At 52.4% G+C, this 23,980-nt stretch carries 26 protein-coding genes; 9 read left to right on the forward strand and 17 right to left on the reverse strand.

All coding sequences use genetic code 11. The features are described 5' to 3' along the window. Nucleotides 1-111: 111 nt before the first annotated feature. The 3 genes from rpsD to Enr10x_RS22750 all read left to right on the forward strand — a co-directional run bounded on the left by rpsD (nucleotide 112) and on the right by Enr10x_RS22750 (nucleotide 3,081). Nucleotides 112-717, forward strand: a complete 606-nt coding sequence (gene rpsD, locus Enr10x_RS22740) for a 30S ribosomal protein S4 (protein ID WP_145113278.1) — start codon at nucleotides 112-114, stop codon at nucleotides 715-717. Nucleotides 718-924: 207 nt separating this feature from the next. After that, entirely contained in the window at nucleotides 925-1,539 is a 615-nt protein-coding gene (locus Enr10x_RS22745) for an adenylate kinase family protein (RefSeq protein ID WP_145113280.1), read from the forward strand. Nucleotides 1,540-1,605: 66 nt separating this feature from the next. Then, nucleotides 1,606-3,081: a sulfatase family protein gene (locus tag Enr10x_RS22750; RefSeq protein WP_232093099.1), complete on the forward strand. Its 1,476-nt coding sequence runs from the start codon at nucleotides 1,606-1,608 to the stop codon at nucleotides 3,079-3,081. Between the two features lie 15 nt (nucleotides 3,082-3,096). Here the strand turns inward: Enr10x_RS22750 and Enr10x_RS22755 are convergent, their stop codons facing one another. Then, nucleotides 3,097-3,840 carry an SDR family oxidoreductase gene (locus Enr10x_RS22755; RefSeq protein WP_145451478.1) on the reverse strand — a complete coding sequence of 248 codons (744 nt, stop codon included), beginning with the start codon at nucleotides 3,838-3,840 and terminating at the stop codon, nucleotides 3,097-3,099. A 394-nt stretch (nucleotides 3,841-4,234) separates the two neighbouring features. On the opposite strand from Enr10x_RS22755, the gene Enr10x_RS22760 reads away from it, so the two are divergent. Beyond that, entirely contained in the window at nucleotides 4,235-4,822 is a 588-nt protein-coding gene (locus Enr10x_RS22760; RefSeq protein ID WP_261343274.1) for a DUF1559 domain-containing protein, read from the forward strand. Nucleotides 4,823-4,854: 32 nt separating this feature from the next. On the opposite strand, the gene Enr10x_RS22765 is transcribed toward Enr10x_RS22760, so the two are convergent. The 6 genes from Enr10x_RS22765 to Enr10x_RS22790 all read right to left on the reverse strand — a co-directional run bounded on the left by Enr10x_RS22765 (nucleotide 4,855) and on the right by Enr10x_RS22790 (nucleotide 9,631). Then, complete coding sequence (locus Enr10x_RS22765) at nucleotides 4,855-5,724, reverse strand: hypothetical protein (protein ID WP_145451480.1); 870 nt, start codon at nucleotides 5,722-5,724, stop codon at nucleotides 4,855-4,857. Next, complete coding sequence (locus tag Enr10x_RS22770; protein WP_197997334.1) at nucleotides 5,714-6,811, reverse strand: transglutaminase domain-containing protein; 1,098 nt, start codon at nucleotides 6,809-6,811, stop codon at nucleotides 5,714-5,716. The genes Enr10x_RS22765 and Enr10x_RS22770 overlap by 11 nt, the downstream gene beginning before the upstream one ends. Nucleotides 6,812-6,934: 123 nt before the next feature. Then, complete coding sequence (locus Enr10x_RS22775; RefSeq protein ID WP_145451482.1) at nucleotides 6,935-7,465, reverse strand: hypothetical protein; 531 nt, start codon at nucleotides 7,463-7,465, stop codon at nucleotides 6,935-6,937. Next, a complete protein-coding gene (locus Enr10x_RS22780; RefSeq protein WP_145451483.1) occupies nucleotides 7,465-7,959 on the reverse strand; it encodes a hypothetical protein in 495 nt (164 codons plus the stop codon). The genes Enr10x_RS22775 and Enr10x_RS22780 overlap by 1 nt, the downstream gene beginning before the upstream one ends. Next, entirely contained in the window at nucleotides 7,956-8,798 is an 843-nt protein-coding gene (locus tag Enr10x_RS22785) for a hypothetical protein (protein ID WP_145451484.1), read from the reverse strand. The genes Enr10x_RS22780 and Enr10x_RS22785 overlap by 4 nt, the downstream gene beginning before the upstream one ends. After that, nucleotides 8,798-9,631 (reverse strand): hypothetical protein, encoded by an 834-nt coding sequence (locus Enr10x_RS22790; protein WP_145451485.1) that lies wholly within the window; start codon nucleotides 9,629-9,631, stop codon nucleotides 8,798-8,800. Before Enr10x_RS22790 ends, Enr10x_RS22785 begins: the two co-directional genes overlap by 1 nt. Nucleotides 9,632-9,934: 303 nt before the next feature. On the opposite strand from Enr10x_RS22790, the gene Enr10x_RS22795 reads away from it, so the two are divergent. Both Enr10x_RS22795 and Enr10x_RS22800 read left to right on the forward strand, forming a co-directional pair. Beyond that, on the forward strand, nucleotides 9,935-11,236 hold the full coding sequence (locus Enr10x_RS22795) for a carcinine hydrolase/isopenicillin-N N-acyltransferase family protein (RefSeq protein ID WP_145113295.1): 1,302 nt from the start codon (nucleotides 9,935-9,937) through the stop codon (nucleotides 11,234-11,236). 28 nt (nucleotides 11,237-11,264) lie between these two features. Further along, nucleotides 11,265-12,044: a BPL-N domain-containing protein gene (locus tag Enr10x_RS22800; protein ID WP_145113297.1), complete on the forward strand. Its 780-nt coding sequence runs from the start codon at nucleotides 11,265-11,267 to the stop codon at nucleotides 12,042-12,044. Nucleotides 12,045-12,508: 464 nt separating this feature from the next. Here Enr10x_RS22800 and Enr10x_RS22805 read toward each other — a convergent pair whose 3' ends face one another. The 4 genes from Enr10x_RS22805 to Enr10x_RS22820 form a co-directional block, all read right to left on the reverse strand. Further along, a complete protein-coding gene (locus Enr10x_RS22805) occupies nucleotides 12,509-13,126 on the reverse strand; it encodes a hypothetical protein (RefSeq protein ID WP_145451486.1) in 618 nt (205 codons plus the stop codon). A 63-nt stretch (nucleotides 13,127-13,189) separates the two neighbouring features. Then, entirely contained in the window at nucleotides 13,190-13,519 is a 330-nt protein-coding gene (locus Enr10x_RS22810) for a hypothetical protein (protein WP_145451487.1), read from the reverse strand. A 60-nt stretch (nucleotides 13,520-13,579) separates the two neighbouring features. Further along, nucleotides 13,580-14,212, reverse strand: coding sequence for a hypothetical protein (locus Enr10x_RS22815; RefSeq protein WP_145451488.1), 633 nt, complete (start codon nucleotides 14,210-14,212; stop codon nucleotides 13,580-13,582). A 114-nt stretch (nucleotides 14,213-14,326) separates the two neighbouring features. Next, nucleotides 14,327-15,334 carry a 6-bladed beta-propeller gene (locus Enr10x_RS22820; RefSeq protein WP_232093100.1) on the reverse strand — a complete coding sequence of 336 codons (1,008 nt, stop codon included), beginning with the start codon at nucleotides 15,332-15,334 and terminating at the stop codon, nucleotides 14,327-14,329. Nucleotides 15,335-15,873: 539 nt separating this feature from the next. On the opposite strand from Enr10x_RS22820, the gene Enr10x_RS22825 reads away from it, so the two are divergent. Beyond that, nucleotides 15,874-16,875, forward strand: coding sequence for a PDZ domain-containing protein (locus tag Enr10x_RS22825; protein ID WP_145451489.1), 1,002 nt, complete (start codon nucleotides 15,874-15,876; stop codon nucleotides 16,873-16,875). Nucleotides 16,876-16,987: 112 nt separating this feature from the next. Here Enr10x_RS22825 and Enr10x_RS22830 read toward each other — a convergent pair whose 3' ends face one another. Next, nucleotides 16,988-17,347: a hypothetical protein gene (locus tag Enr10x_RS22830; protein ID WP_145451490.1), complete on the reverse strand. Its 360-nt coding sequence runs from the start codon at nucleotides 17,345-17,347 to the stop codon at nucleotides 16,988-16,990. A 390-nt stretch (nucleotides 17,348-17,737) separates the two neighbouring features. Next, nucleotides 17,738-18,481 (reverse strand): hypothetical protein, encoded by a 744-nt coding sequence (locus Enr10x_RS22835; RefSeq protein WP_145451491.1) that lies wholly within the window; start codon nucleotides 18,479-18,481, stop codon nucleotides 17,738-17,740. A gap of 340 nt (nucleotides 18,482-18,821) precedes the next feature. Between Enr10x_RS22835 and Enr10x_RS22840 the strand changes: the two genes are divergently transcribed. Continuing rightward, nucleotides 18,822-19,625, forward strand: a complete 804-nt coding sequence (locus Enr10x_RS22840) for a GNAT family N-acetyltransferase (protein WP_145451492.1) — start codon at nucleotides 18,822-18,824, stop codon at nucleotides 19,623-19,625. A gap of 23 nt (nucleotides 19,626-19,648) precedes the next feature. On the opposite strand, the gene Enr10x_RS30675 is transcribed toward Enr10x_RS22840, so the two are convergent. Next, nucleotides 19,649-19,870, reverse strand: a complete 222-nt coding sequence (locus Enr10x_RS30675) for a pentapeptide repeat-containing protein (RefSeq protein WP_197996194.1) — start codon at nucleotides 19,868-19,870, stop codon at nucleotides 19,649-19,651. Nucleotides 19,871-19,903: 33 nt separating this feature from the next. Next, nucleotides 19,904-20,293 (reverse strand): hypothetical protein, encoded by a 390-nt coding sequence (locus tag Enr10x_RS22850; RefSeq protein ID WP_145113305.1) that lies wholly within the window; start codon nucleotides 20,291-20,293, stop codon nucleotides 19,904-19,906. A 127-nt stretch (nucleotides 20,294-20,420) separates the two neighbouring features. Between Enr10x_RS22850 and Enr10x_RS22855 the strand changes: the two genes are divergently transcribed. Continuing rightward, nucleotides 20,421-20,984, forward strand: a complete 564-nt coding sequence (locus tag Enr10x_RS22855) for a hypothetical protein (protein WP_145113307.1) — start codon at nucleotides 20,421-20,423, stop codon at nucleotides 20,982-20,984. Nucleotides 20,985-21,024: 40 nt separating this feature from the next. Here Enr10x_RS22855 and Enr10x_RS22860 read toward each other — a convergent pair whose 3' ends face one another. Then, nucleotides 21,025-22,311 (reverse strand): hypothetical protein, encoded by a 1,287-nt coding sequence (locus Enr10x_RS22860; RefSeq protein ID WP_145113309.1) that lies wholly within the window; start codon nucleotides 22,309-22,311, stop codon nucleotides 21,025-21,027. Between the two features lie 153 nt (nucleotides 22,312-22,464). Further along, nucleotides 22,465-23,745: a glucose-1-phosphate adenylyltransferase gene (locus Enr10x_RS22865; RefSeq protein WP_145113311.1), complete on the reverse strand. Its 1,281-nt coding sequence runs from the start codon at nucleotides 23,743-23,745 to the stop codon at nucleotides 22,465-22,467. Nucleotides 23,746-23,980 lie beyond the last annotated feature (235 nt).

Raw genomic sequence — 23,980 nt, forward strand, 5'->3', positions numbered from 1 at the left:
CTAAGCTGTTATACAGGAATAGTTTAATTCAATCAAACCCTGAAAATATTTCTTTGCCGTGTGTTACTGGAACCGAACGGCAGCTGATGATTAATGTGGGAGAAAGACTGAATGGGTCGTTACACAGGACCAAAAGGACGGGTTAACCGCCGTTTAGGAGCTTTGGTTTTCGAAGACGCAGGTGCAACACGCGCCCTGGACCAGCGGAACATGCCGCCCGGAATGTCACAGCGTCGTCGCAAGGCCTCAAACTACGGTCTCGCATTAATCGAAAAGCAGAAAATTAAATTCTATTACGGTCTGCGTGAACGTCAGCTGCGTCGTTACTTCGACAAAGCCAAACGCACCAAAGGTAACACCGGGGAAGCACTGCTGATCCTCTGCGAACGTCGACTCGACAATGTTGTCTGCCGGGCTGGCTTTGCCATGACCCGTCCCCAGGCACGCCAGGGTATCGTGCACTCGCACTTCCAGCTGAACGGTCAAACGGTCAACAAGCCTTCCATCTGGGTCAAACCCGGAGACGTCATCACTGTCCGTAACCGACCCAACCTCAAGAAACTCTACGGCGAACTGATCGAATCAGGTCGCCCCGGATGTGCCTGGTTGACCACGGATAAAAAAGAGCTGTCAGCGACTGTTGTCACCGCTCCCGCATTCGAAGATGTCAGCCTGCCGGTTGACGTCGGTCAGGTTGTGGCGTTGATCTCTCGCTAACGATCTTTACCAAATCATTACAGCACTCCGAAAAACGTCTTGGTTTTTCGGAGTGTTTTTATTTACCTTCTTTAATTAAAACGCCCCCAGGGGTGAGAATTCTGCTGGAACACGTTATCGTAACTAACAGAATTGTCTTTTAATTAAATGCACTACCCGCCGTGAATGCTGCGACCATCATCGGCCTTGCAAGAGAGAGGCATAACTATGGCGACGGAACGTCGAAAAACCGTCCTGCTGTTTGGTGCTCCTGGAGTTGGTAAAGGAACTCAGGGAAGAATCCTTGGTCAGATCCCGGGTTTTTTCCACATGTCCAGTGGTGACGTCTTTCGTTCAATCGACATTGAATCTCCTGAAGGCCAGGAAATCTATAAATACAGTTCACGCGGCGAACTGGTGCCTGACGAACTGAGTATCCGCATCTGGAAACAGGGCCTCGATGCCCGGGCCACGCTGTCCATGTACAAGCCCCGCAAGGATATCCTGATCCTGGACGGGATCCCCCGCAACATCGAACAGGCCCGGATTCTGGAACAGCACATCGACGTGCTCAAAGTTCTGCACCTGACCTGTAGCGACGAAGAGGAAATGATTCACCGCATCAGGCACCGTGCCATCCGCGAGAACCGGGCCGACGATGCCAACGAAAGTGTCATCCGACGCCGGTTTGAAATTTACCGCGAGGAATCGTCACAGGTCCTCAGTTGTTATCCTGAAGAGATAATCGCACACATCGACGCCATGGGTTCTCCCGCCGGTGTGCTGCTCTCGTGTCTCCAACAACTGGTGCCCGTGCAGGATGCCCACTTCCGGGGTGCATAGAACTCATTATTCAGAAAGTATCCAACCCGCCAGTCAACAGATCAGATTATACAGAAAGGCGCGCTCATGGCCGGTTTGAATTGGGGATTTTCTTTACTGCGAACTGAACTCTCAACCACCAGCCGGAGCCTGTTGCTCTGCCTGGTCGCCTTTCTGACACTGCTGCCAGCGACCGCACAGGCTCGCCCTGCCCGCCAGCATCCGAACTTCGTGATCATCTTTACCGACGACCAGGGCTACCAGGATGTCGGCGTCTTTGGCTCCCCCAACATCAAAACTCCCAACCTCGATCAGATGGCGAAAGAGGGAGTCCGCTTCACCGACTTCTACGCCGCCCAGGCCGTCTGCTCCGCCTCGCGCGTCGCGCTGCTCACCGGCTGCTATTCCAACCGGGTCGGCATTCGGGGCGCACTGGGTCCTAATTCCAAAATCGGTATCAACTCCGATGAAACCACCATCGCGGAAGTCGTCAAGCCACAGGGCTACGCCACTGCGATCTACGGGAAATGGCACCTGGGCGACAATCCCAAATTCCTGCCCACCCGACACGGCTTCGACGAATATTTCGGGCTCCCCTACTCCAACGACATGTGGCCCTTCCATCCAACAGCCGGCAAACGCTTCCCCGATCTGCCCCTGATCGAAAACGAAACCGTCATCAATCCCAAAGTAACCGGTAAAGAACAGGCACAGCTCACCACCTGGTACACCGAACACGCCGTCTCCTTCATCAATAAAAATCATGACCGGCCGTTCTTCCTGTATGTCCCGCAGTCCATGCCTCACGTCCCCCTGTATGTCAGCGATAAGTTCAAAGGCAAATCGGAACAGGGCCTGTATGGAGATGTGATCATGGAGATCGACTGGTCCGTCGGTCAGATCCGTCAGGCACTCAAGGAAAACGGCATCGAAGAAAACACCCTGGTGATCTTTACCTCCGATAACGGCCCCTGGCTCTCCTACGGAGACCATGCCGGCTCCGCCCTCCCCCTGCGGGAAGGCAAGGGAACCGCCTGGGATGGCGGACAGCGCGAACCCTGTATCATGGCCTGGCCCGGGCAGATTCCCGCCGGCAGCGTCTGTCACCAGATGGCCATGACGATCGACATCCTCCCCACCATCGCCTACCTCTCCGGCGGTAAAGTACCCTCCGACCGCATCATTGACGGCAAAAACATCTGGCCGCTGATGAGCGGCGAAAAGGGAGCGAAATCCCCGCACGACGTACTGTACTTCTACTGGGGCGATCACCTGAATGCGGTCCGCAGTGGCAAATGGAAACTGCACTTCCCGCATCCCTACCGCAGCCTGAAAGGCAAACCCGGCTCCGGCGGCAAGCCCGGCCCTTACATTCAGAAGAAAACCGGCCTGGCCCTCTATAACCTGGAAGACGACGTCAGCGAAAGCAAAAACGTCGCCGCTGAGCATCCCGAAGTCGTCAAACGCCTGACCGCCCTGGGAGAACAGGCCCGCGAAGACCTCGGCGATTCCGGCACGAAACGCAAAGGCAAGAATAACCGCCAGCCCGGTCGGGTTGATTGATCATCAGACCGACACTCAAGCTTCCGTCATCGCTGGTTCAATCACATTTTTCGCGAAGCTCTGGTAAGCAGATCCCATCTCTTTCGCCAGCGAATCGGGGAAGACATGGAATTCACCCGACTGTAACGCAGACACAATTCCATCCGCAACCAGTTCCGGAGGCTCAGCGATTTCATCAAAACCGGCATCGTGTCCCATATCCGTGGCGATCGGCCCCGGATGCACGCTGACTACCTGGGTTCCCTGTTCCTTGAGCTGATCTTTCAAAGCCTGTGTCACCGCATAGGCAGCTGCCTTGGAAGCACAGTAAGTCGTGAAATCGGGAAACGTTTTCAGTGACGCTACGGAATTCAGCTGCACCAGTGCCCCGCCGCCGTTGGCCTTGAGCACCGGGGCGAATGCCTGCGCGACACGGATCAGTCCGTAAACATTCGCCTGCATTTCGAAGTCCAGCGATTCCAGGGCATTTTCAGACAGGGCCGAAGCTGTTTTCAACACACCCGCGTTATTCACCAGCAATGAAACATCGCTGGCTGTTTTGGCCGCATTTTCAATCAACTCCGGTTTCGTCAGGTCAAACTCCAGCGGCACCACTTTGTCCCCATATTCGCCGATCAGTCCGGAAACGGAAGACGGATCGCGAACGGCGGCATAAACCTTCGCAGCGCCCGCTTGCAGCAGGCCTTCCAGAATCGCTTTGCCGATCCCCCGATTCGCACCGGTGACCAGTCCCACCTGACCCTTGATCTCATAGCCCATTTCAGTCTCCTTTATCTGTATTTGAAAATCGCCGCCGAATTCACCAGCGGTCGTCCGGGAGCATCACGCGCATTCTACGCCGTGGCTTCGCTGAGACAAGGCTTGAATCTCACCTGGCGACGGGAACTTCAGATACGTTCTGTATCTATGTGATTAATGAGGTTATGATGAATTCATCTAAAGAACGACATTTACTGTCAGAGTGTCCCAGACAGGAATCTGTAAATTGAATCCAGCACAGCCATCTGATTCAGACAGGAAGACGCTGCCTGTCTCAATTCAGGCATTGATCGTCTTCATAATCGTCGGGGCAATGATCGCCCTCCTGTATCCTGCAGTGAAACAGTCCCGTGAAATGACCAGATCGAACGCCAACCATCGCGGCAATTTGAGAATGCTTGGCATGGCGCTCGCAACATACAGCGACATTTCCAATCAGCATTTACCGATGGGAGGGAATACGGACCAACTGAATCAACCCCTGCATGGCTGGATGACCAGCCTGCTGCCATATATAAACGAATCCGCCATGGCGCGGGAAATTGATGATTCCCGTGCCTGGAACGCACCGGAAAACAAAAAAGTCTTTTCAATCGTGATTCCGCTGTTTCTGAACTCTCATTTTCCGGAAGGACCGAAACAGAATGCAGCAGGATATGGATTGTCTCATTTCAGCGCCAACTCGCAGCTGTTTCCTGTCGACCAAAGTATCAGCACCGAAACCATCCAGTCTGCAGATGGCCTGTCCAACACGATTATGGCTGGCGAAATCAGTTCCAGTTTTCCTGCCTGGGGTTCAGCCACAAATGTTCGGGATCCCGCCAAAGGATTAAATGGCTGCCCCGATTGTTTTGGCAGTCCAGACAGAAAAGGCGCTTTTCTGCTGTTTGCAGATGGGCACGTCCGTTTCATCGATCAGAATATCGATCCCCAGGTTCTCAAGGCTCTCAGCACACCTGCCGGTGGTGAACCGATCCCCTAATGGGAGCAGGAATTCTGATCCTGTTTTGAATGCTAGAGACTGAATCTTTGCGATTCGAATCTGTGAGCAGGGAAAGATTTCACTTCCTCAACCAGTTCCGCATCCAGGGGGCCTGGTAGTTCTTTTCCCATTCCATCATCTGAGAGATCCCAGACACGCACTCCCGCTCCGGTCACCCAGACGCCAAAACGGTGATTACTTAACCAGCCGGCTCCCCATCCTGAATGCCAGTCGAATTCCTCTGACAGGGGGACCGTGATTTTCTCCCGTGGCAGCAGCAACTGAGCCTTTCCCCCATGCCGATCAGAGACGCGCACTAGTAATTCTGCCTGGTCTCCCTGCGCATTCCAGACCTGATTCACATTGAGTTTCTCATTCGGAGATGAAAGATAGATATTCAGATAACGATCAATCAGATCAGAATACAGATCCTGGCCTTCTGCTTTAAACCGCTGCAGCAGTTCAATCGCCAGCAGAAAATCATCCCATTTCACCTGACCATTCTCATCGGGCCAGCTCCGATTCGTCTTGAAATCATGCATGATCATCACATTGAAATTTCGCCTGAATGCAATCGTCTCTCCGTCCCGGGTCGACAATACCTCCAGCCGCCCCGAAGGAACGCGTTGCGAACCGATGCCACAAAAATCACGCTCGGGGACCAGTACTTTTCCATTCTCTGTGATTTGATAAGACACATAACCGGGTGGCTCATAAAAGAATTCGCCTTCGCAGTAGATATCCAAAGCCCGGCCTTGCCCCAGATCAAAATGAAAATCGCTTTCTCTGGGGAGCGACACCAGCCAGAGTAAAACTGCCGACATAGCCACTACAGGAATCAGGCTCAGTCCGATGACCTTCAAGATTGAGTTGGGAAACTTACGACGAGAGTCAGCGCGCATCGGGAACCTTCTTCAATAGTACTTTCACCTGCTCCTGTAAAACTTTCACCTGCTCTTCCAGTATCTGAACCCGCTGTTTGAGCGTTTTCTCCGATTCCGCTTCCGAAACTTTCTCCTTCGAAAAATCCACAAAGACAATACTGGTGCCGTCAACTTTGATCTGCCCTTTCTTAACTCCGGAAAATGCCCCCGGGAAATACTTCTCCAGCACCTCCTGTTTCACCAGCGGTTGTCCGTCATGTGTCTCAATCAATAAGCTGTGTCCCCGAGCCCGAGGCAGGTATTGATCGTATCCGGAATTGAATGACTGGATGTAGTGAAAGCCCTGCTCCCGGGCCATTTTTGTCATGAGCTGATAGTAAGGAGAATTCCCGATGACATAACACTCCTTCCCCTTCGAATTTGCACTGCGCAGAGAAACCCTGGATTTCACATCGACAGGTAGCAGACTCTCATCCAGTTTCGTAAAATAATCCCGCGTCTGCTGCTTCCAGTCTTCCCACTGCAGCGACATCACCATTGCCTGAGGATCATTCCCTTTATGATAGGCAAAGCGATTCCCCGGCAGAATGCGTGCTCCGGTTGAATAATTGAGATACAACAGCCGCGCCCCCGGATCGAGCAGGACCCACTTCTTGTCGAGGTAGATTTCCAGAAACACATGCCCCGACCAGGATTGAAACGGGCGCCCCTGCTTGAAATCCTGAATCCAGGAAACATCCATGGTCTTCACCCAGACCGCAGGAATACCGGCCCCTCGCAACAGGGCACCGCAGACAATCGCATAGTCGGCACAACTTCCATAACAGCCATCACGGATCACCGTGTCATAGTTTCTCCAGTTATAAGCCAGATCGGCCTGACATTTGAGATTTGAGTTCATCCAGTCCAGAACATTCGCTACCGTCTGCTGATCCTGGTCGGCTTTCAGCTTCCGGGCCTGCACCGCAATCTGAGACTGATTTCCCACCGAGTCCGGTATACTCAGATATATCTGCGGACTCTGATAGTCGATCGCATCAAACACCGGCTCCCCTGCCAGACAGCTGGCGCTCCACAGCAGCATGAGCATCATCCAGCGATACATTGCTCTTCTCCTTTCAGCATTTCCCATTATGCGAACTGCGACACGCTTTCAACAGGGATCCGGCTCAGACTGACACCCCACCAGCACGAATACGCATCACAACAGACAGCGATACATGGTTCTTCAGCGTTCCTGATGGTTAACAGTAAGCCCCTCGGTAGCCAGTACGATCAGCCCCCAGCGTTTCGTCCCGGCCTCACGAAATGCCCCGAGCATCCGTTCTCCCCGTTCGTCTTTGAAAAAATGGACTTCCAGTTTGACCGACTGACCAGGCGCGAGCTTATATGTTTTTTTACCGGTACCACACCAGTCCCAGTTCGCTTTCCGCCAGAGCCCTGCTCTGAAGACTTCCTGATACAGCTGAATTCGTTCTGGACTGGTTGCATAGTATTCCAGTGTCGTGGCCCCGGTATTCTTTATAACGACGTGGATCTCATCCTTGACCTTCTTGCGGGAAACAACCACCGGACGATTTTTCAAAGGCTGCATATCCTTTAAATATCCCTTCCGCCAGGCGGGATCCGGCGGCTGCTCGGGCGGAATCGTTAAGCGAACCCGCTTGTCTTCCGCTGGAACGCTCGTAACGAGACTGCATGAAAACAGCAGTAACAGGAGCCATTTGATCGCATTCCACTGAACCGCTTGATAAATCATTAGTCAAACTCCCCGCGCTCGGTTGCCAGCACGATCATCGCTGAATGCAGGTAATCCTCATCTCTGAAATGCCCCAGCATCCGTTCCCGAACTCCCCGTTCCCAGAAATTCACCTTCAGCTCAACCGTCTCTCCCGGCTTTAATCGAGCTGTCTCTTTTCCTAAACCACACCAGGCCCAGTTTGCCGCCTGCCAGCGCCCCGACAGATCCGTTTCCTGAAACTGCTGAATTCGATTCCACCCGGCAGACGTATAACACAGAACCGTATTTCCCGAATTACGAACGGTCACCCGGACCAGATCGCCATCTCGCCTGCGGGAGATCACTTCGGGAAGATGGCGTAACGGCTCACCCCCTCCAAAAATATTCTGTATCCAGAATGGATCCGGTGGCTGTGTTTCCGCTGCCTTGATCATGCGTTCGCCGCTACTGTTGGAAATCACAGCCAGTGCAAGCATCAATAGCAGGATTCGAAACAAAGCAGACTGACTCATCCCCTCTCTCCCTCCGGCAGTATTTGCTCATCGTCCAGCTCCGCCATCCACACCGCCAGATCACGGAACGTCTGCAACTCTGGTGGCAGGGGATCCAACAGTCGCTCCATCAGGCCCCCGACCAGGATCCAAAAGGGAATCACTGCGAAAGCACTGTAGAAGAAGTACAGCGGATCTTTCTGTAAAGAGAACACGATCGCCCCGATGCACAACAAACATGCCAGCATTATGAAAACCACGTTTGTCTCCAGCTTCAGCCAGGAGCTTGAAAGTTTGGGTGCACGTTGCTTGGTAATCCAGCGCACTTTCATCCAGAAGAAAATAAACGCGTTCCCCTTCAGCACATCCCGAATCCGGGTACTCGGACCAAATTCCCGCGGGCGTTTTTTGACCTCCCGCACCAGTTCCTGAATCCCGCAAAACGCCCCCGCGGGTCCGCACTCCTGGCCGATGATATTCACCGGCTCAAAGGAAATCGCCGTCGCGCGTTCCGCTACGAATTGCGCTGCCCGGCGAAATGTAAAGTCGGCAGCATACAGCCGCTCCCACTCCTCATAGTCATCGAGGTAAACATCCAGCCTGAAACAATCGGACCATTCTTCTCGGGTACATTCAAATCGAAAGCAGTATTGCAAAGATTTGTACAAGTCAACTAAATCACTGTAATCGATCGCTTCGCTCGCCCATTTGAGTATTCGAGATTGCATGTGCTCATCAATCCGATCATCCGGCTGGAAGGGCACAGAACGGGGAAGGAAGAAGAGCTCCGTCTGGTCCCGTTCCCACATTTCCCGCATGCCACACAAAATCTGCGTTTCGGTATAGCGAAGCTCATTCATCAGGTGAGTCCCTCCGCTGCGCCGTTCTTAGAATCTTTGATGCCCCGCACCGCCTCACAATCCAGGCCGGCAATCGCGACTGCCAGATCGCGGAATGTCTGCAGTTCGGGTGGCAGGGGATCGGAACAGTATTTGTAAACAGAAGCCACTGCCCACAGCGCCAGCAGATAAACGACTGCAATGACTGCGTAGAGATATTGGCCTGTCAGTATTGAAGCAGGAAAGGCAACAAGAAAGCCGATTCCCCCCAGCAGGCAACCAGAGTCGATCAGAAAATCCCAGTCCCTCTTCAGCCGGGGAATCCTCAGCTCTGTCCTCCAGTGCAATTCGTACCAGAATCGATCCAGATGCGAACCACGCAAAACATCAATGATCCTGTCACTCGGAGCAAATCGGTGCGAGTTCCATCTGGCTGCCCTCTCCGATGCGACGACCTGCTGAATCCCGTAGAAGGCTCCTGCCGGTCCGCACTCCCGGTTAATCACTGTAACAGATTGAAACGAAACGGTGTTGATCGCACGTTTCTGAATAAATCGCGCAATGGCACCAAAGGTAAACCGGGGTGCCATTTCATGTTCCCACACTTCCAGACTGGGTACATTCGCAATCCCCAGCTCTTCTGTCCATTCTTCTAACGAACATTCGAAATCAAACTGTCGTTCAAAACGATAGAACAGATCAGCGAGATCGGTGTCCTCCCATGAACCATCCGCCTGCATATGCTGATCAACCCTCGTTTCTGCGGTGAATGGTGTATCAGATCCAATCGCATCGCAGTAACAGGAATATAATCCACACAAAATCTGCTTCTCGGTATATCGTGTCTCCTGCATCAGAGTCCCCTTTCTGGATGCCACATTGAAACAACGCTGAGCGCGACGGACCACAGTCTTCCAGCATAAAACATCTCCTCTACTGCGGACAGAAAATCTTCGAGATTCCACACTGAATCGGAAAGTTTTGATTTCACATTTTGACTGGGATTGCACAATATGAAGATTTGGTGCAGGTTTGATGAACCGGCTGCAAGACGCTTGAGAGATACGGTCACCAAACCCACAATGATCCAACCATTTAGAACGCGTGACAATCTGAAGACGTTTCCCACTTGATCTTTGAAACAGGATGCAGTGAATATGATAGCGAACCGGGCCTGGCTACTGCGGATTCCCATACTGCTGTTGCTGATCTGGAACAGTGCGCCTCTCCCGCTCAATGCCTGCACGACCGCCGTCATCAGCGGCAAAGCGACCGCCGACGGCAGACCGCTGCTCTGGAAAAATCGGGATGCCCCCGCCCTCCACAATGAAGTCGCCCTGTTTACCGCAGGTCCGCTCCGCGCGGTCGCCGTTGTGAATGCCGGCAATCGCAAATCGGCCTGGATGGGTATGAACGAAGCCGGATTCTGTCTCGAAAACTCGTTGAGCAAAGATCTGAAAACGACCGGAAAAAAGACCGGCATGGGGAATGGCGGTTTCATCAAGCATGCCCTGGAGACCTGCGAAACGGTCGACGATTTCCGCAAGCTGCTCGACAAAACCAACAAGACCGGCCGCCGCACGATTTCGAACTTCGGCGTCATCGATGCACAGGGTGGCGCCGCCCTTTTCGAAACCGGCCCCGACAGTTACACGATGTTCGATGCCAACGATCCTGCAGTCGCCCCGAACGGCTACATCGTGCGTTCCAATTTCGCTACCACCGCCCAGGGCCTGCCCGCCCTGCCCGAGCAACGCCACCTGGGAAAGATTTATTCCGCGGAACGCTATTCCCAGGCCTGTTCCCGCCTGGAACTGCGTCGGCCTCAGGGCATCACCGTGGACTATCTGCTGCGCAACCTGACCCGTGACCTTTCCAGCAAACAGGGTACTCCCTGGCCGGGCACGGTGAACGGTGAAAAAGGAACGCTCCCGGAAATCATCCCGACCGCCAATACCATCAGCCGTTCTACGACCGTTTCCGCGGCTGTCTTTCAGGGTGTGAAACCGGGCGAAAATCCTCACCTGGCAACCATGTGGACCATTCTCGGAAATCCCAGTTTTTCGCTGGCGGTTCCCTGCTGGGTCGACATGCAGGAAGTCGCTGATCCGCTGACCGATCAAAAGGGAGCCGAACTGGGTGAGATCGCTCTTTCGCTGCGAGCCTGGTGCATTGTGAACGACGGCAAAGATGTCGATACCGATGCACTGCCCGGCATCTGGACTGACCTCTGGAAAACAGAAGACCAGATTCTCAAGCTCACCCACAGTTTTCAGCAGGCGCGTCAAGAACATGGTTACTCCAGCGGTGCCGTCACCCGCTTTCATCAGAAGATGGCGGCACTCGCCATGCAGGCGATGCAACAGGAACTGCGGGAGATGAAACAGGCCGCCATCAACCTGCCGGCTCCTCCGCCTCCCCAGTTCGCCCCCGTCAAGAAAACGATTGTGATTCCCTGAAAAGGATACTAGAAACCAGGATTCCGCCATGCGTCCCTTCATACAGTTCAACCTCCTGCTGTGCCTCACATTGAGTTTCCTCTGTCTGCCGTTATCCGTGCAGGCCGACGAACAAGTCTCTGTTACGAAGCTGGTCCGCGTGGCTATCTTTGATTATCCCGACAAGGAATCATCGGGCCCCCGCAATCTGAAACAGTTCCTCACGCCCGCCAACGGCTTCAAATACCAGGTTGTCCGACCGGCAGAGATTCGTAGCGGTGTGCTCAAAGACTTCGACGTCCTCATCATGCCCGGAGGCAGTGGCAGCAAACAGTCGAAAGCCCTTGAGCCGGAGGGTCGAAAAGCGGTCCGCCAGTTTGTCAGAAACGGCGGCGGTTATGTTGGCATCTGCGCTGGAGCGTATCTGGCCTCGTCGCATTACAAATGGTCGCTGGGTGTCATCAATGCCCGCGTCTGGGATCGCCAGCACTGGGCCCGCGGTCGCGAAACGGTCGAAATCAGCCTGACCTCCGCCGGCCAGCAGGTCCTCGCACGCGGCAAGGAGAAACATCAGGTCTATTATCATAACGGTCCCCTCCTGGTCCCCGATAATCAGCCAGACCTCCCGGGGTACGAAGTCCTGGCCCGCTTTGAAACGGAAGTCGCCCGCAACGGGGCTCCCGCCGAAGCGATGGTCGGCACACATGCGATCATCCGCTCGAAATTCGGCTCCGGTCGCGTCATCTGTTACAGTCCGCATCCCGAAGCCAAAGACGGTCCCAAATCGCTGGTCGCCTCCGGCGTCTACTGGGCCGCACAGGTTGACTGAATTTCCCCGCGTCAGTCATGATCAGTGCATCTTCACCCTGAAAAAACGACAGCACTACTTCCCGATCAACACCTTGACAGGCACTCGCCAACGCACACAATCCGGAGTTATGCGTCGCGCGCGCAAGGCGCAATACACAGATTCGAATCAACGTGGGAAAAACACGGGAGTTAGCACAATGACCTCACTTCAACCTGAAATCAATGCTACGCGAATTACCTGCCAGACAGGGTTAACGCAAACGCTACAGAGACAGAGTATAACGCGCGGCACGAACCAGTCTGCTGCAATCTGTGCACCGTACCAGACAGACGCTTTTTTACCGCTTCTGCGCCACTCATCCCGCATAACGGACCGCGCAGAACCAGGTTTTTCCAGGGCTCCCGCAGATAAAACAGGGGAACATCCCGAACGACACAAACCAGCACTTGACCGTCCGCTGTCGATTGAACGTGACAACAGAATCACAGATCCCAACGTGAGTACCAGACCCGATTGTGTCGTGGGTCGAGCAGCAGGATTTCGCCATTGTTCCAGGAGTCCTGCCCTCGTTGTCGCGCCACATAACGTGTCTCGGGTGAAGACAGCGCTTGCTGGATCTGCTCCTCGCCAATTGCCTCCTCTGTCACAACACCTGCCGGCGGTGCACTCATCCCGATAACACCAAATCCAAAATACCGGGGAATCTCTTCCGATACCGGCCCCTGTTCCCACGCGGTTTGCCCCCAGGGAACTGGCTGCTGTAACCAGCGGGCGAGCGTGCCCGCATCAGTATCGAAGACCAGGTAGTATTCCCCATCCCCCAGAAATTCGAGTCGTACTTCCCCTGCCGTCACGACCTGAGCCAACTCCGGCCAGTCGAAGCCGGTATACAGCGTAAAATCTTGCCCCGGATCGGTCACCTCATAAAACTGAGGCTCACCCGACAATTTCGCTGCGGGGAACAGAAACAGAGCCGCCACCAGCACCACGGGCACGCCCACAAACAAAGCCGCCATCAGAAACAGCAGGATCACATACCGCTGCCGCAACGGAACGTCCGGCTCCCTGATTTCGGTAGCATCATCGATGACTTCATTCATGCTGCACCTGTCTGAAACGAATCAGATTTCGTTTCCACAATGACTCCGTTCAGTATGAACGGATCACTGGTCGATCACATTACCTTCACTGTCATACATCACTGCAGAATCAATCAGTCTGTCAAGGAGCTCACTTTCCCCGGGCTTGATTGACCAGTCATCGCCACGCACTTCCCACATGGCAATCAACCCCAGGAGAGCATCGGGAGAGGTCGCACTGAAAAAACACCCATCCTTTTCGGCATCCCATTGTGGGTTCTCCCACTCGCCAGGTGTATCATTCAGAAAATAGTGTTTAACGGTGTAGCCTTTAGCAACGATCGTCTGCAGGCAGGGAATCAAAGTATTGCCTGCAGAGCAAATCCCAACTCGAATTTCCGGTTCGTCGTCCATTTATTCACACCCTGAAAATATTCCTTCTCTCATTCAAAGATTTAGTTTAACTTGCTACCGCTAGTCAGATTCTTTGTTCTCCTTTTCAAGTTTTGAAACAAGACGTTCAAAAGCTTTACGGATCGCCGCTATTTGATCCTTGAGTTCTTCTGCGTACTCTTCAAATTCGAAAGGCCAATCATCTTTCAATTCCTCAACCGCCTCATCCCATCTGCGTAACCCCAGTTCTTCGATCAAATTCCGAGGCAGATAACGATTAAAATGAAATGGTCCTTCTGGAATTTCGTACCATTCTTCAAAACCCGGTTGTGTTGGCGACCAGGGATCATCATCTGGATCACCTAAATCACAAGAGAGAAAGATCTCATGATTTTCGTGCATGGACGCGAATGATTCAACCAGAGGAACTGCTTTATGAATATAGTCCTGATCAGGGACACCCGCTTTGATCGCCATCCTGATCTGATTTGAGGTAATCAGGATCTTGTGACATGAACGATTGAGGTCGATCAAAGGATAGGGCGATTCTTCCACCCGATATGGAGACTCGACTGAAGGCAGCAAACCCTTCAATTCACTATCTCGATAATGCGCAGCCGCCAGATACTGCCCCGCTTCCTCAACTACCGGCCATTTATGGAGATCTATAAACACATGACAGGTGCGACAGGCAAGATATTTATCGATGCCCATTTAACCAAATCTCCTGCAGGCATCAATGAGTAAGGTACCTGCTTCTTTCTGGTGCTTATAATAGAACGTCCAGCAGGCTGGACGTTCTATTCACAAACTCAGACTGCTTACGCGTTACTTCACCCGCACCAGCTTCATCAGCCGGCCGGAAACGTTCCAGTCCTGGACATACAGGTTGCCCTCTTTGTCCCAGTAGGAACTGTGGGTGCCGCTGAAGATGCCTTCGCGCCACTGATCCTGGGGCACATTAAAGTTTCGGCGGGTGTTGGCATCCTCGTTGTTACCGAGCACTGCCACAATCGTGTTGTCCTTGTCCAGAATCACCAGCCGACCGTGCAGATCGGGTACGGAAACGTAGTCGCCCTGAATCGCCACCGAGGTCGGCATCCCCAGTCCGGTGATCACTTCTCCGATGAAGTTGCCGTCCAGGTCGTAGTGCAGCAGGCGTCCCTTGGGCTGATGGTTGCGGTCGCAGATCAACAGTCGCGGCGGATCGTATCGGGTATCCAGCGTCATCCCGTGGGCGGTGTTGAATTCCTTCATCCCGTTCCCCTTCTTGCCGAAGTGGGACTTGTATTTGCCGTTCTTGTCAAACTTGAAGATGTAATTGCTCGCGTAACCGTCCGAGAGAATGATGTCCCCCTCGGGAGCGACAGTGATCGCGGTCGGGGCAAATTTCTTCAGGTTCAATCCGGATTCTTTCGGGAAAGGCAGCTTGAGGATAATGTCGCCCGTCTGAGCGTGAAACTTGATTCCTTCGCCGGCCACGTTGCGGGCACCGTAGATGAATTCCCCTTCAGGTTCGTCCCGGATTTCGAGATCATGGATGTTGGAATACTCATCGCCCAGAAAGCGGCGGACCACTTTCCCGTCCGGCGAAAAGACAAAGACGCCGATCTTGGCACTCGTATAAATATTCCCCTCTTTATCGACGACCACACCACCATGGGTCGGTCCGAGCACTGAACGGCCCTGTTCATCAAAACCCCAGCCGGGAACGGTATCAAAAGTCATGATCCCGCTGCCCATCCGCACCGGTTCGACTTTCTCCGCCGCCATCACCGGCAATGCCAGACTACAGACCACAGCTACCGCAATTAGACGCAAGCACTTCTTCATCATCCGGATTCCTGTTCATTGAATATCATTATGAATTAGTCAGTCCCAAGAGACGTTCCCCGTGCAGAGGCGAACCATTCCAGTATCCGCGGTATGTTGAGACTTTGCAACCAGCACAGAGAAAAACCTTGCGGAACACAGCCACCCCCGAAATACCACAAACCCAGAAACAACAGACACTTACACCTCACCCCAGACCTTACAGACCAGCATTTCTCAATATTCCCCTGTTTTTCCGGTAACAGTTTTTCCCACTTCACGCTGAGTAAGTCAGACAGGCATGGGACCTGTCAGACACAACAACACAATCGCGGAATTGGTTACGAAACAAGGGGAATAGAACAATGAAACGCTTCACACTCAGTATGGTAATTCTGGCAATGGTCATGGGCCCCATGACATTGGAAACTTTCGCCGGCGGCAGAGGCCACTCCAATGGTCGCTCCGGCTTCTCTCGCTCCAGCTCGTCTCGCTCGAGTTTTTCAAGATCGCGAGGTCATTATCAATCGCGTTCCAACGGGATGCGATCTCGAACATCAACGATGAAGACTCCGCAAAACTTCAACCGCCGCGTCTCAAACACGCGGATGAATCACAACACGTTTTCCAAAGTACAGCCCAAGGGATCAACCTTTCAACGGCACACCACGATGAAAAAAGTACAGCCTGGTTTTAACAACAGGAAACCAGGAAATACGTTCAATCGACCGGTCAAGAAACCCTTCAACGGAGGGATGACTCCCAAACCGCGGCCCTTCCCGAAACCCCTTGATCCGGGTATCGGTAACGGCAAACCAGGTAACGGTGGCATCACCCGTCCGGGGAAAAACCCTTTCACCGGCATCGGCAGCACCAAACCACGGCCCTTCCCGAAACCCCTCGATCCAGGCATCGGCAACGGCAAACCAGGCAACGGCGGCATCACTCCTCCGAAACCAGGTATGGGAGCCCCGAAACCACGTCCTCGCCCTCGGCCTCCCGTCGGTAACGGACCTCCAAAACCACGGCCTACTAATCCCATGCATCCTAAACCAGGTCAGGGCAACGGAAATCACCATGGTCACCATAACGGACACCACAATGGGAATCATCATGGTCACCACAATGGACATCACAATCACTGGCACAATCATCGCCCTCGTTACTCCTGGTGGTGGTTCAACTACTGCACACCGCTGCGGACCTGCGTGCCCGGCAACTACCAGTACTGCAACTACGTCTATCCAACCTGTGACTATGTGGCACCGAGCGGAGTGGTTGTGGAAGACGTTCGCTGGTTCCTCGGTCTGAAAGGTCTGATGCTGCCCGGCAAAGGAATTGGCATCGAAACCATCGCAGCAAATTCACCCGCTGCAGAAGTCGGCCTGCAGCCCGGCATGGTCATCACCAAATGTAACGGCGTGGTGATCACCGACAACGAAGTCTTCGGCCAGGTCATCGCCCAGTCAGGCGGCGTACTGGAAATGGAACTGCTGGAATCAATCGAAGGCGAACCTTTGCAGGCTACCGTCCAGATGACCCAACTGCCCGCAGCCAGCTTTTAGGAGCGAGTAAAACAAAAGGGAGCAGGCAACCCCGAAACGTCCGATGAGGTGCAAACCTTGTCGGGCGTTTTTTGCTTTCAGTCAGCAGCGACCGCCGGTGAACTCCCGATCCTTACGACGGAAAAACCCGTTTCAGCCAACCCCGGCTGATATCATAATCGAGTCGTCGATTATCTCTCGCTTCAATCAGCTGCAGCAGTTCGTCTCCATGATCAATGGTCAGACACGATCTGTTTAATTCCGCCAACCTCTGCTGGTGAATTTGAATCAATTCGACAAGAGTGGCATCGGGATGGGAGCTTGCTGAATCCCCAGTATCAAAATCGGCTAGGTTCTTCTGATTGCTCGTTGTAAGCGAGCTGACCGAGTCCGGAAATGACAGGAGGGAGTAGGGCATCCGAACTGGGCTCTCTTCATCGGGAAAGAAGATCATCACCTTGACCCCCATCAGTTTCTCTGCATGCAGCGCCAAAATCGTGATCCCTGACAGTTTGAGCTCTGACTGACGGGAACCTGACAGCAGCTTAATCAGCTGCGGCTCAATGAAGCCGGCTTCAGCAAGTATTTTCAGCTCTGCCGAGACTTCCGTCTGGAAACGCTCGGGAATCTCATTCAGTTCAACCAGATTCTCCCTCAGGGAACGACACACAGGAAACGGATTGTTTTGCGGTCTGATCAGATAAATCTTCATCAAGCACCAGAGTAGCGTCCCCAGCAGGGGATTGATCGAATAAGAACTCAAAAATTCCCCCAGGGGGTACTTTCTCACGTCCTCTTCATAAAATTCCATCAGGATTGGTTTCCCATAAGTTGCATGCCTTGTCGGGCATTTTTCATTTTTGCACTTTCGGTTTCCCGCTCGTCACTTGATGATTTGTGTCTTCAGAAAATAGATGAGAAATGCAATCACACACAGTACAAAGAACAGGACTAACCGAAAAACCAACACTGACTTGGTGCCCGAACGATGCAACATTTTTCTGCCGACCGGATCCTTTACAAAATAATCATCAGGCTGCAGCATAAAACTGAATAAAAAGACGATGCCAAATACCGACGCTCCGCTGATTGAACCGAACAGAGCAGAAGCAAGGACTATAGTTAACCGGGAATCGGAAGCGTTCGAATAATTTCCACTAAACATGATGAAATAAACAAAAACACTCAGCCCCGACAGAATCGCCAGACTCCAGCAGACCGCGTAAATTCGTTTTGTGGTCGGGGGTAGAGGACGCCCCACTTTTTGATCCAGCGCAATTAAAATCTGACTGGTGATATCGTCGATTGTTAATTTCACTTTTTTGTGATCACCCGCCAGATCATAATTATTCGCGTAGGTGGAATATAAATCCCACCCTTCTGTGAGCATTCTGTGGATGGATATCAGACCGATCTTTCTGACATTCAATTCATTCTTGACATAAACCGGAAAGTCGAACTCCCTTCCATTCACCGTCCCGGTGACGTAAGCCTCAATTTCCCAGCGCAGCGAAAACCACATCACGCCTCTGCCATACCGCCGTGCCGTGAAGTCCTTCAGCGTGATATTCAAATCGGCCTCTCTGAAGTACTCCGGGGACTGCTGAAAGTGATCCAGAATCTGCATTCGAAAATGTTCCAGGTACTCATTCACACTTTGTGGATCCTCAACGTACCCCTCGGGACCTCGAACGGAAATCTGGAAATCATCGCCTCTCATGTTGAATCCTTCTCTCACCTGATGACCGAAGACAGGAACAAACAGACAGCAATAGGACCAGAAACCGGTTCAGGATGCAAGTCAAAACATTTGAGAAGCAGTTGCTGCCCTCCCGCCTCGCAAGATAAAACCGTACGGCGCTTACTTACAGCCCACAAGATGTGTGAACCTTGTCGGACGCATTTTTGTCTTATACGATTGATCGCATTTTCCTTAAGCCAAAAACAGATTTCAGAAACGGCACTCCATGCTTCGTGAACTTACCGCCGCAGATCAGCAGCTGATTCTCGATTTCGCGTACCAGCGTGAAATCGAAAACATGTTTGTCATCGGCAGCTTTGAATTCTCTGACAATCCCTTCGAATTCAATACCTATCTCGGCTATTTCGAAAACGGTACCATGCTGGGCCTGGGCGTTTACTTTGGACGCTGGAGCGACATCACGCTGAATGCCGAGAGCACCACCGTCATCAATGCCTTTGTCGATGAATTCGTGAAACAGAACCGGCCCCTCAAATATGTGGTCGCCTTCAGACGCCACGCTCTGCCGACCATCGAGCGTCTGAAACACCACGGCATCGTGCCTGCAAAGATCACCGAACAGACACTGTATCAGCTCCCGCCAGAGAAGTTCCACGACTGTTCCACGGGAGCAGAGGTCCAGGGAACGGCCGACGACATTGACGCCATCATTCGCCTGGGGAACATCATGGAAGGCCGGGAGGCGGACCAGGAAGTGCCCGCACACGAACGCGCACGGATCTCCCCCCACTACGAATGGCTGCTCAAACAGGAAGGCGAAGTCATCGCCAAAGCCAACATTCACGGCATTTCAAAACACTACGCCCAGATTGGCGGCGTCATGACGCATCCCGAACATCAGAACAAAGGCTACGCAAAACAGACCGTCAGCGCGATCTGCAAATACTGGTTCGCCCGGGAAAAACAGCTCACCCTGTTTGTCAACAACGACAACCTCCCCGCAATCAGAGCTTATACCAGGCTGGGCTTCGAGCCGATTGACGAATACATCCACGCGGAATATGCGTGATGCGACTGCCAAACCGCAGGTCATCAAGTGTCGGGAAACTCACCCGTTTCCAACAACCGCATTTGATGGCAGGCGTTGAAGAACTGTGCTCCATCCAGCCGGGCGTCCTGAAACGAGGTGTCACTCAGTACGCTTCCGACAAACCTGGCTCCGCGCAAGTCGGCTTGGGAAAAATCAGAGCCCTTCAACTCCGCATCCCAGAAGTCAGCGCCCCGCAGAGACGCCCTCTGGAATGAAAGCTTCACATAAGCATTGCGGAGTACCAGACCATCCAGTGTTCATCCTGCCAGAATCCCACTCTCGTCTGTCTCGATCCGGCTCCCATTGAAAACGCGTTCCCCTGCCTGGTAACGTTCCAGCAGTTCTTCTGCGGAGCGGGCCGGTCGAATGCGACGCCGGGCAATCTCATAAGCGACCAGCAGTCGCGCAGCGATCACCTGATCCCGTTGGGGATCTCGCGGACTGATTCCCAGCTCGTTTTCCTGAATTCGCAACAGATGCTCTGCGACGCGCCGTTCATCCGCCCCGCTCTTGAGTAACTGGACAATGCCGACAATGTAGCGGGAATACTCTCTGACGGCTTTCTCATCATCATTAACGCCCAGCGGATCCCACTCACGAAACAGAATGTCGTGCACCAGATGGACCAGATGAGAATCGACGTTCATGATACTTTAATCTCCAGAAGCTTTCCTGAAAATAGACATTGCGATTCTAGAGAAAGTTCGCACAATCGAATTGCCAGCGGTAAATGGCGATGTCATTACTATCATCACAAGTAAGAGCTACCTGCGAATGGATCGTTTTTCAGACCTGACAACCATGCACAACCTCATTATCGATACCCCACTCGGGGAAATCAATTTCTTCGTCTTTGGCGTCACGCCGGGGGTGAAGGTGCGACTCGACGCCGTACCGCTCTCCCCCCGGCTGCCAGCCGGGATGTTGGTCGACAGTTGCCTGGGGATCCTGCTCCAGCTCAATTGCCGCGAGCCGGCGGAAGACCTGATCTTCGAATTCCGACTGCGGGACAGAAAATACGACTCCTACTCCTATGAAGGGGGCCAGCATCTGTATGCAATGTCCTGGGAGAATGAACAGACCCAGTTGATGATCGGCACCGAAGATGAAGAGTGTCTCAACACCCGTCTCCCGCAAGAACAAAAATATGAATACTGCCCACTGGGACATGATGAAAAAGGGATTTCGCTGACACTTCCTGACCTGAAAAAAGGGAGCCGGTGCAGCTTCCACTTCATCGTTGCCTGGCAGGGCTTCTCCGCAGCAGAGCAGGACGCCTGCTGGCACGCCGTCGATGTCCGGCACACGGATCTGTTAAAAGCGTTTCACAAATCCTGAATTGGATCTGAATAGTACATTATGCAACAGGCTCGCCCGATTACTCTCCTGCTTGTTCCTTGTCGGCTTTGAACACTGAAAACACAGCCTTCATCGCCTGTAGTTGTTCTTCAGTCACTTCAAACTTTTTTTCGGGTGCCATTTCGTAGTAGACGGTCACGTTTTTAGAGGAAATCATATCTTCGATCATCTTGAATTCATCGGGAAAGATGAGTTCATCGCGTAATTTCCATCCTTGTCGCTTTCTTGCCAGATCAAGATCCGCGCCCCCCAATCTGAGAGTTTCCAGAGTATTTAACTTGATCTCCTCGACAGTCCCTCCGTTCCTTAATTTTGTACGAAGTTCATCCAGATACTTACTGTATATTGGACCTGCACCGACATACATTTCGCTATATTGCTTTCGAGCTTTTTCTTCAATTACTGCCTTGATCAGTTTTACATTTTCCAGGAAGTTAGCCTGCTTGACCTGATCCGTTTTATATTTCTTGACAAGTTGCTCAAGCATATTTTCTGTCTGGGTCAGTTCGTTTTTTGCATTCTCTGTTTTTTTCAATTCAGCAATCTTTTCCTTGATTGATTGAATTCGTTTCTCAGTTTGAGACTTTTCATTTTTATATTTTGCAATTTGCTCACCAACCGAATCAATAAAAGCAATTCGGTAACTGTTCTGGTCCGTTTTGACAATAAATCCTGCAGGCTTGCCCTCTTCCTGAAGCAAGGCTTTATCCGGCAAGAACTGACTGATTCTCAAGAAAAGTTCATCAGGCTCATCAGCTGTATCTTGGATATACAACATAAAAGCATTATGAATATATTTCATGGAGGAAGAGGTTTTGTGTCTCTTAAAACGACCAGGCTTACAATGCGAATCAAAACCAAATCTTGAATAGATCTGAGAGCGATAATATTCCAGATCAGACATCGCTTTGATCGTGAAAGTTTTCCGGTCCCAGCGGTTTTCAACAAGTCGGACCACCCTTAGTTCAAATTCATCTTTATACGTGATTTTTTTCAGGATCTCGTCTCCCTCATCAGGCGACCGGAGTAAGGTCCCATTGATCATCACAATTAAATCCTTATCTTCGAGCCCTGCCTTTTCAGCGCGTGAATCAGATCCCGACGTCTCGACAATGAGCGCGTTACCAGTACGTGGTGGAAATCGAGGAATCTCCTCTCCCTGTTCCCGCAGTGATTTCTTGTAATCCAGAACCTTTACCGTCTCAAAACCCAGGTCTTCATAAGTCTCCGAAGGCGGCTCTGCGGCACTGAGAACAGAAACTGATGAAAGACACAGAATAATGACATTCATCATCAAAAAACGCATGAGAATATTCCCCTGACTCGTAGTTCCAATGATCCGACTCGCAACAGATCCACAAACCCATTATGTATACACCCATACATTTTTCAAGCGCGATGTAAAAAAAGGCAGCCCCGAAAGGCTGCCTGTTGAGTTAAATTAAAAAAATGGTGGAAGTTACAACTTCCAACCCTCTGCCAGAACCGTTCCCTTCGGCACCACAATGATGCCGTCGCGGATCATCACGTCGCTCTGGTCAAAGTCCGTCTCGGTGTGGCCGTTGAGTTCGATGCGGACACCTTTACCCACTCGACAGTTTTTGTCGACGATCGCGCCGTCGATGTAAGCGCCCTCACCAATGCCGATGGCTGGCGAACCATCCGTGTCATGCGTTTTGCAGTGGTCCTGGTAAAAGTCGGCTCCCATGATTACCGAGTTGCGGATCGTCACATTCTTGCCAATCCGGCACCGCAGACCAATCACACTATTTTCGATCACCGTGCCCTCGTCGATCTCACAGCCATCCGCAATCAGGCTGCGGCTGATCTGGGTGCCTTCGCACCGTGTGGGAGGCAGAAATCGGGGACGTGAGTAGATCGGCGCTTTCTCCACCACAAAATCAAACGGCGGGTGGGGATGCGCGAGCGCCAGGTTCGCATCATAGAAAGAGCGGATCGTCCCGATGTCTTCCCAGTAGCCGTCGAACAGATGCGCGTGCACTTTATGTGTGCGAATCGACATCGGAAAGATTTCCTTGCCGAAATCTTCGTAGTCGGTCGCCTTTAACAGATCGACGAGCAGGTCGCGGTTGAACAGATAGATGCCCATGCTCGCCAGACAGTCCCGGCCTCGACTCTCAATGCCCTGCTGATCGATCCACTCGGGAGGCGTACGCACCATCGACAGATCTGCTTCGGTCTGTGGTTTTTCCAGGAAGCCTTTCACGCGTCCCGAATCATCGACCCGCATGATCCCGAAGGCAGAGGCCTGCTCGCTGGAGAGCGGCACCGTGGCAATCGAAACGTCGGCTTTCGACTCGATATGATTGTTGAGCATCTCCGAATAGTCCATGCGATACAACTGGTCGCCGGAAAGAATCAGTACGTAGTCGATGTCCGACTGTTCGATACAGCGAATGTTCTTGCGGACGGCATCCGCAGTTCCCTGGTACCAGTCGGTCCCTTCCATCGTCTGCTGGGCGGCCAGGATCTCGACAAAACCACCCCCGAAGGAATCGAATTTGTAAGTCTGGCGAATATGCCGGTGCAGGCTGACCGAGTTAAACTGAGTCAGCAGATAGATGCGGCTCAGCTCACTGTTGATACAGTTGGAGATCGGAATATCAATCAACCGGTACTTGCCGGCCAGCGGAACGGCTGGTTTGGAGCGGAGCTGTGTAAGCGGAAACAGACGGGTCCCTTTGCCCCCTCCCAGGATGAGGCTGACAACATTTTTCATGGATTAACCTGATTCTATTGCGTTGCGCACACTCTAGATGTCGTTCGTACTCTTTTGTAAGCAAACTTAATGAACGGCTTGCCTCTCAGTGACGTTATTTTGTATTTAAGTGCATGTTACTGAGATTGTAACCTGCAAACCAGTTGAGAATGCACTGTACTCATACAGCTCGGCAAAAATTCTGGCTCCGGTTCAAATCTGTATTGATCAGAGAATTTAGGAGAAACTCAGGCTG

This window comes from Gimesia panareensis (genome assembly GCF_007748155.1).
Lineage (GTDB): Bacteria > Planctomycetota > Planctomycetia > Planctomycetales > Planctomycetaceae > Gimesia > Gimesia panareensis.